The 7591-nt window shown below is 74.4% G+C and carries 9 protein-coding genes and 1 pseudogene; 3 read left to right on the top strand and 7 right to left on the bottom strand.

Annotated features, from left to right (window positions below; translation table 11 throughout):
• Together ABTZ17_RS15600 and ABTZ17_RS15595 are read right to left on the bottom strand one after the other, a co-directional pair.
• A pseudogene (locus ABTZ17_RS15600) lies at positions 1-288 on the bottom strand (fasciclin domain-containing protein); the annotation flags it as partial.
• 400 nt (positions 289-688) lie between these two features.
• Positions 689-928, bottom strand: coding sequence for a chaplin (locus ABTZ17_RS15595; RefSeq protein WP_352196137.1), 240 nt, complete (start codon positions 926-928; stop codon positions 689-691).
• A 488-nt stretch (positions 929-1416) separates the two neighbouring features.
• Between ABTZ17_RS15595 and ABTZ17_RS15590 the strand changes: the two genes are divergently transcribed.
• Positions 1417-2253, top strand: a complete 837-nt coding sequence (locus ABTZ17_RS15590; RefSeq protein ID WP_352196136.1) for an anti-sigma factor — start codon at positions 1417-1419, stop codon at positions 2251-2253.
• A gap of 109 nt (positions 2254-2362) precedes the next feature.
• A complete protein-coding gene (locus ABTZ17_RS15585) occupies positions 2363-3649 on the top strand; it encodes a class I SAM-dependent methyltransferase (RefSeq protein ID WP_352196135.1) in 1287 nt (428 codons plus the stop codon).
• Between the two features lie 60 nt (positions 3650-3709).
• Here ABTZ17_RS15585 and ABTZ17_RS15580 read toward each other — a convergent pair whose 3' ends face one another.
• Together ABTZ17_RS15580 and ABTZ17_RS15575 are read right to left on the bottom strand one after the other, a co-directional pair.
• Positions 3710-4552, bottom strand: a complete 843-nt coding sequence (locus ABTZ17_RS15580; protein WP_352196134.1) for a Rossmann-fold NAD(P)-binding domain-containing protein — start codon at positions 4550-4552, stop codon at positions 3710-3712.
• Complete coding sequence (locus tag ABTZ17_RS15575) at positions 4549-4992, bottom strand: nuclear transport factor 2 family protein (RefSeq protein ID WP_352196133.1); 444 nt, start codon at positions 4990-4992, stop codon at positions 4549-4551. Before ABTZ17_RS15575 ends, ABTZ17_RS15580 begins: the two co-directional genes overlap by 4 nt.
• Positions 4993-5080: 88 nt before the next feature.
• On the opposite strand from ABTZ17_RS15575, the gene ABTZ17_RS15570 reads away from it, so the two are divergent.
• Positions 5081-5782, top strand: coding sequence for a TetR/AcrR family transcriptional regulator (locus tag ABTZ17_RS15570; RefSeq protein WP_352196132.1), 702 nt, complete (start codon positions 5081-5083; stop codon positions 5780-5782).
• 108 nt (positions 5783-5890) lie between these two features.
• Here the strand turns inward: ABTZ17_RS15570 and ABTZ17_RS15565 are convergent, their stop codons facing one another.
• The 3 genes from ABTZ17_RS15565 to ABTZ17_RS15555 form a co-directional block, all read right to left on the bottom strand.
• Positions 5891-6601, bottom strand: coding sequence for a glyoxalase (locus ABTZ17_RS15565; protein WP_352196131.1), 711 nt, complete (start codon positions 6599-6601; stop codon positions 5891-5893).
• Between the two features lie 4 nt (positions 6602-6605).
• Positions 6606-6953, bottom strand: a complete 348-nt coding sequence (locus tag ABTZ17_RS15560) for an AraC family transcriptional regulator (protein ID WP_352196130.1) — start codon at positions 6951-6953, stop codon at positions 6606-6608.
• 64 nt (positions 6954-7017) lie between these two features.
• Positions 7018-7428 carry a VOC family protein gene (locus ABTZ17_RS15555; protein ID WP_352196129.1) on the bottom strand — a complete coding sequence of 137 codons (411 nt, stop codon included), beginning with the start codon at positions 7426-7428 and terminating at the stop codon, positions 7018-7020.
• Between the last annotated feature and the right edge of the window lie 163 nt (positions 7429-7591).

The following is a 7591-nucleotide window of genomic DNA, read 5'->3' as shown; positions in this document are numbered from 1 at the left end:
CAGGGCCGGGTTGTTCGAGGCGGCCGTGGCGACGGGGTCCTTGGCCATGCCGTCGAAGGAACCGGCACCCTCCTTCGGCACGCCCGCACAGGCCGCGCCGAAGGGCTGGTCGCCGGTCATCGCGTCGTCCGCCGGGGTACTGGCGGCGGTCGAGGCCTCGTCGCCCGGGGCCGCGGACGCGCCGGCCTTGGTGTCGCCGTCGGAGTCGGAGCAGGCGGTCAGGGTGAGGGGCAGCAGCGCGGCCGTGACGACGGCGATGGCGGTACGACGGATCCTCAGGCTGTTCATGATCGGGGTCTCCTCGAAGAGCATGTCATTGAAATCGAAGGGGTGTCGACGGGTGTGGTCCTGCTCCCGGCCCGGGGCTCCGGAAGCCGATCCCCGGCTCGCCGGATTCCCGGACTCCCCCTGGTCAGTCGACGCACCGGCCGCACCGGCACGGGCGCCACGGGCGCCACGGAAGGGAATCCAGCGGAAGCTGCTCACACCCCCGCATTCGGCGTCCGCCGCCCGGCGGATTGGTACGTCCCCCGAAAGAGTGGGCAACCCGAGGTTGCAGCCATCACGGCACGGTCGGCCGGCGGGGGTGCCGACAGCCCCCGCCGGCCGACCCTCCGGTCCGGGTCACCGGCCGCGATGCCTCCGCGTCGTGACGGCGCCGGACCGGAGCCGTGCCCGTGGCGGGCGATCAGGCGTTGACGCAGGTGTTGCCGAAGGCCGGGTTCAGCAGCCCGATGACGCTGACGGTGTTGCCGCAGGCATTGACCGGGATGTGGATCGGTACCTGGATGAGGTTGCCCGAGCCCACACCCGGCGAGCCGAGGGCCAGACCCTGAGCGGTTGCGTCGGCGGACGCCACCGACGCGCCCGCCATCACGATCGCGCCGGCCACCAGGGTGACGGCCAGACCTCGTCGCACACGAACCATGTCTCTCGCCTTCCGTGAAGGTGCACGGCGGCGCGGAGGTCCCGCGCCGCCGGCGGGGAAGTCCCGCGAACGCCTGCGGCCTCTCCCCACAGCGGCTCTTCGCCGCTGCTCGCCCACCGGCTTGCTCCCGGGGCCCGGGTTCCCTCCAACGGGTCAGTCCCGGTGTGAACGGGTGACGGGCGGTCTCCCATCCGCAGGCCCGCCGGCTCCGAAGAAGGGGCGAAACACGCACACGGATTCCCAGGCCGGACCGTCCGCGGGGCGGTCCGGTCCCGTACGGCGACGACACGAGGACCGGTATGCGTCCGAGCAGGTCCGCCGCCGCGCGCGGCCTCACGGAACTCCAGCGCCAGGCCGTGACCCTGGCCTCTCCCACCAAGGGCCGACCCACGTGAAGTCGGCGAAGCCGTGCGCACTCCGCTTCCGACCACCAGGACACGCATGCGCGACGATCTCATCCGGCCCCGCGACCCCATGGGGGTGACCACATGAAGAACCACGCCGCCGACTCCCACACCCTCGCCGCCGCGTACGCTCTCGGTGCACTCGAAGGCGACGAACGGGACGCGCTCGGCGCCCACTTGCGGGCCTGCGCGGCTTGCCGGCGGGAAGCCGCCGAGTTCGCAGCGACCGCGGCCCGCCTCGCGACGGCCGTGTCCCGGCCGCCACCCCTCTCGGCCAAGACACACGTCATGGCCGCCATCGACGGCGTGCGCCAACTCCCGCCGCGAATCCCCACGCACGCCTCCAAGCCCGCCCACGGCGGCACCCTGCGTCGCGGGGCCGTGCCGTTGGCCCTGGCGGCGGGCGTGGCCGCCGCCACGCTCGGCGGCATCACGGTGTGGCAAGCGGAGAACGGTCAGGCCCTCCGGGCCGAGGTCAGCCGGACCCGCCGGCAACTCGACACGCTGAGCGCGGTCCTGACGGCCCCCGACGCGCGCACCGTCCACGGGCGGACCGCCAACGGCGCGCTGACCACCGTGGTGGCCTCCGACCGGCAGAACAGGGCCGTCCTCAGCGTCGCCGGCCTCCCCGCGCCCGGAACCGGGAAGACGTACCAGCTGTGGCTCGACCACGACGGGACCATGCGCCCCGCCGGATTCATCGACCACGACGGCACCATCGCACTCACCGTCGCACTCACGGGCGACCCCGCCGACGCGGACGCGGTCGGGCTCACCGTCGAACCCGCCGGAGGCTCCCCTCGGCCCACGACCGATCCCTTGCTCCTGCTGGCCCTTCCCGCCCGACCCCGCCCACGAGCAGCCGTCACATCCCCGGTTCTCCTCCCATCCGACCGCCGGGCCGCTGCGAAGTACGGGTGAAGCGCGGCAACCGGGCGGCGTGTCGAGTGGCGGGAGCACCTGGAATGAAACGAAGTACAGCGGCCGTCGTGGGCGGCGGGATGGCCGGCCGGACCGAAGGGACCCGCCCGTGAGGCCCGCAGCCGACAGACTTGCCCGCCTTCTCGGCCACTTCCTCTCCGGCCCCCTTCCCGTCCGGATCCGCGCCTGGGACGGCAGCCACACCGGCCCCGCCGACGCCCCTGTCGTCATGCTCCGCTCCCCCGCGGCACTGCGCCGCTTGCTCTGGCAGCCGAGCGAACTCGGCCTCGCCGAGGCGTACGTCACCGGAGACCTCGACGTCGAGGGCGACCTCGCCCACGCCCTGTCGCGGGCCGGCCGCGCCGTCCGCGAACGACCCACCGCGTCGCCCCGTCCGGCGGGCATCGCCGCGGCCACCGCTCTCGCCGTGGGCCTGGGGGTCGTCGGCCCTCCCCCGAAACGCCCCGAAGGCAGGGCACGCCTCGCCGGAAACCCGCACAGCGCCGCCCGGGACCGCGCCGCGATCAGCCACCACTACGATCTGTCCAACGACTTCTACGCCCTGCTCCTCGACCCGTCCATGGCCTACTCCTGCGCCTACTGGACCCGGCCGGAGGACCCGGCCTACACCCTCGGCGATGCCCAGCGGGACAAACTCGAACTGATCTGCCGCAAGCTCGGACTCCGCGCCGGGGACCGGCTGCTCGACGTCGGCTGCGGCTGGGGCTCCCTCACCGTGCACGCCGCCCGCGAACACCGGGCGCGTGTCACCGCCGTCACCCTCTCCCGAGCGCAGCGCGACTTCGTCACCGAGCGGGCCGCACGTGAGGGCGTGTCCGATCTGGTGGACGTCACCCTCCGGCACTGGCGGCACGTCGACGGCGGCGGCTACGACGCGGCCGCCGCCGTCGAGATGGGCGAGCACGTCGGCGACGCCGAATACCCCGCCTTCACCAGGAAACTGCACGACGCGCTGCGCCCCGAGGGCAGGCTGTTGATCCAGCAGATGTCCCGTGGTGTCCACGCGCCCGGCGGCGGCGCCTTCATCGAGACCTACATCGCTCCCGACATGCACATGCGCCCCGTCGGGCGGACCGTCGACCTGTTGGAGGCCGCCGGCTTGGAGGTTCGCTCCACCGAGTCCCTCCGCGAGCACTACACGACCACCATCGACGCCTGGCGCGCCACCCTCGAACTCCGCTGGAGCGAAGTCGAGGATCTCGTCGGGGAGACCACCGGTCGGGTGTGGCGGCTCTACCTGGCCGGGGCCTCCCTCGCCTTCGCCGAACGACGCATGGGCGTCGACCAGATCCTCTCCGTACGCCCCACGCGCGAGGGGAGCTCGGCCATGCCGGCCACCCCCACCGGTTGGTACACGCCCCGGAACCAGGCATGACCGCCACTCCGGGCGCGGCCCGTCCGCGCCCGGCGTGCGCGGCCCGCCCCGGGACCGGCGTCAGGCGAGTTCGCGTCGTGCGACCGTGCGGAAGGGGGTCGGGGGGCGGCCGGTGATCCGGTGGACGGTGTCGGTGGTGCGGTCCTCGGCGCCGGCGGCGATGGCGCGGTCCATGTCGGCCAGGAGCTCGGCGAACGCGGGCGGCATCAGGGCGGCCAGGCGGTCGCGCAGGGCGTTCCGGGTCAGGTGGCGGTGGACGATCTCGCGGCCGGTCACCTCGGAGAGGACGGCGGCGACCGTATCGTGGTCGAGGGCTTCCGGGCCGGTCAACACCAGTTCGCCGAGCGGGGGTTCGGCGTCGGTGAGGGCGCGGACGGCGACCGCCGCGATGTCGTGGGCGTCCACGAACCCGATCCGCCCCCGCCCGGCGGCGGTGCGCAGCTCGCCCTCGGTGCGGGCGGACTCGGCGTGGAGGTGGTCGCCCGTGAAGTTCTGCATGAACCAGGACGGGCGCAGGACGGTCCAGGTGTCGAAGAGGTCCGGCAGGTCCTGGTGGACGCGGCCCACGGCGGGGCCGCCGGCGGGGACGGCGGAGGCGCTGAGGAGCACCACCCGGGTCACGCCGGCGTCGCGGGCCAGGCGCAGGAACGGCAGCATGACCGCGGCGGGTTCGGGGTCCCCCGGCGGCGGCACGAGGTAGAGGCCGTCCACGTCCCGCAGGGCGGGGGCGTGCGTGGCGGGGTCGTACCAGTCGAAGCGGACGCCCTCGGCTCCGGCGAGCGGGGTCCCGCCGCGGCTGCCCGCCTTCACGCGGCGACCGGCGGCGACGAGGCCCGCGATGGTCGGGCGGCCGGTGGTGCCGGTCGCGCCCACGACGAGGACGGCGGGGTCGGTGGTCTTCATCGGAGGGTGCTCCCGGGAAGGTCCTGGCCGCTGTCCACGGCCGCGAGGGGGTTCCAGTAGTCCCGGTACGCGACGAAGCGTCCGTGCCGGGCGGTGACGACGGCGATGTAGGACATGTCGAAGGGGGCGCCGGAGGCCACGAGGCGGCCCACACCGCGCATTTCGACGATGACCGTCCCCTCGGCGTCGGTGCGGTGGACGCGCAGGTCGCGGAACTCGTGGAGGTCGATGTGGTCGGGGTAGTCGCGCATGTACGCGGCGACGGCCTCGCGCCCGGAGAGGACCTTCGGCCAGGCGGGCGGGGCGAAGGGGAATTCCATCACCCCGTCCTCGGCCCAGAGGGCGGTCCAGCCGGCGATGTCCTTGTCGAGGAGCAGGCGAAGGGAGTGCCGGAAGAGCTCGGCGGGGTCAGAGAGGTCCGAGTGGGTGGGGGCAGGCATGAGGACTCCGTCCCGTAAGATTCGGACCAGCGGTCCGCTTTGAAGGACGATACGGACCGCCGGTCCGCTTTGCAACCGGAGGTGCCCCATGCCCGCCCCCCAGAACGGCCCCACACCCGCCCCGACCACCGCCTCCCCGGCAGCGGGTGCGGCACGGCGGCCCCGCAAGGACGCGCTGCGCAACCGCGCCGCCGTGTTCGCCGCCGCGGACGCCCTGTTCGCCGAGAGGCCGGACCCCGAGGACGTGACCATGGCCGAGATCGCGGCGGCGGCCGGGGTCGGCAAGGGGACCCTCTTCCGCGCCTTCGGCGACCGCACCGGCCTTCTCCAGGCCCTGTACCGGGCCCGCCTCGAACCGCTGCGGACCGCGGTGGCCGAGGGCCCGCCCCCGCTCGGGCCCGGGGCCCCGGCCCGCCTGCGGGTGCCCGCCCTCCTCGACGCGCTGCTCTGCTTCAAGCTCGACAACCGCCACCTCGCGCTGGCCCTGGAGCGCACCGGCAGCCCTTCCGGCCCCTACGCCAACGAGCAGTACGGCGACTGGCACGCCCTGCTCAGCGGGCTGCTCCTGGAGGCGGCGGAAGGCGGCGAGGAGGCTGCGGTGGAAGACGGCTCCGGGCTGGTGGTGGCGGTGGAGCGGGCCGGGTTCACCGCCCACGCCCTGCTCGCGGCGGTCCGGGCGGACCTCGTCGGACACCTCGCCGCGGAAGGCCACTCCCCTGTGGAACTCCGCTCCCGCCTGGCCGAGTTCACTGCCACGGTGCTCGGCGGCCCGCGGCCCCGGGGCGCCTGAGGCGGGCCGCCGCTCGACCTCCGACGCGCACCGCCGGGGCGCGGCGGGCGGCCGGGTCGGCGGGAACTGCGGGGACAGCGGGACGGCGGATCTGCGGGGACGGCGGTGTCAGGCGGCTGGGGCGGTCCGGGCGGGCTCCCACAGGAAGCCGTCGGGGTCGGTGAAGGGAGTCGGTGCGCCGCCCAGGACCACGCGGTGGGAGCCCTCGCCGGCCTCGGGCACCCCCAGGTCCTTGGCGAGTCCGCGACGCTTGTACAGGGCGAGCTTGACCGGGGCGTCGGGGGCGGCGGTGAACTCGGCGTACTTGCCGCCGAAGCTCTTCGCCACGCCGAGTCCGCGCTCGGTGTAGAACTGCCGGGTGGCCTTGACGTCCGCCACCCCCAGCAGCAGGACCAGTTCGTCGACGGTCCGGGTGGCCGGGCCGGTGTCCTTCCGGGCGGAGGTGGCGATCTTCCAGATCGTGCCGTCCGGGGAGCGGACCACGCCGCCGTAGCCCCACAGGGACTTCGTCGCGGGCTTCAGCACGGTGGCGCCCGCGGCCACCGCCGAGGCCACGAAACCGTCGACGGTGGCGGGGCCGGAGACGGTGATCCCGAGGGTGAAGCCCCGGAAGCCGGTGGAGGCGGCGGAGGCGGCCCGGACCCCGATGGTTCCGTCCAGTCCGAGCGCGGCGAGGAAGCCGCGGGTCGCCTCCGGGTCGGCGGCCTCCAGGGTCACCGTCCGGAACGAGGCGGGACCCGGGAGGGAACCGGCGTCGGTGGCATCGACGGCGGAGGAAGCGGTGGCGGTGGCGGCGTTGGTGCGTCCGTTGGTGTCCATGGCTTCACCGTAGGACCGGCCCCGCCCCGGCTGCTTCTCGATTCCTGACCGTTGTCCCGGCCCGGCCGGCCCGCCCAAGCTGCCCGGTGTGTACGGGCTGCCCGGTGTGTTCGGCGTACGCGGCCCGCTCGGCCCGTCGGGCCGTGAGGTAGGCGTGCGGGGTGCGCCCGTACGCTTCCCCGAAGCTCAGCACGAGGACGCCCACGGGCAGCCCCGCCTCTCGGGCCAGCGCCGGCACGTTCAACGGGCGGGCGTAGTCGCGGTCGATCCGGTCGCGGACCCGGCGCAGCCGCGCCAGCCCCTCCAGCCGCCGCGCCTCGGCGCGTGCGCTCCCCCAGCCCGGCCTGCACATGGTGGTGTCCCCCTCGTTGATCGGCCTCGACGTCTCGACGTGCGGATCGCCCCCGGTGGGCGGATCAGCGGAGTTCTTGGATCCGGATGAGGTTGCCCGCGGGGTCCCGGAAGGCGCAGTCGCGGACCCCGTACGGCTGCTCGGTCGGTTCCTGGACCACTTCGGTGGTTCCCTCCCGGACCTTCGCGAAGACGGCGTCGAGGTCAGGGGTGGCCAGCAGGATCCAGCCGTACGTGCCCTTGGCCATCATCTCGGCGATGGTGCGGCGCTCTGCCTCGGTGATGCCCGGGTCCGCGGCGGGCGGGGCCAGCAGCAGGGAGGTGTCGGGCTGCCCGGCCGGGCCCACGGTGATCCACCGCATCCGGCCCTGGCCGACGTCGCTGCGGACCTCGAAGCCGAGGACGTCGCGGAAGAAGGCGAGAGAGGCGTCGGGGTCGTCGTGCGGCAGGACGGTGGTGTGGATGGTGAGTCTCATGCCGCCCACGTTAGGACCGCGACGGCGGAGGCGGCTTCTCCGTTTCTGACCGGGCCGCGGCGTGTCGGAACGGGCCCCCCTGTGCGTCGGAGCGGGACGGGGCGGGACGGGACCTCTAGGAGCGGGCCGGGCGGGGAAGCCGCGTACCTCCCCCACCGCGGCC

The organism is Streptomyces sp. NPDC097619, from assembly GCF_040302735.1.
GTDB lineage: Bacteria > Actinomycetota > Actinomycetes > Streptomycetales > Streptomycetaceae > Streptomyces.
The sequence above is the reverse complement of the archived record's forward strand: the minus strand, read 5'-3'. Positions and strand labels throughout refer to the sequence as shown.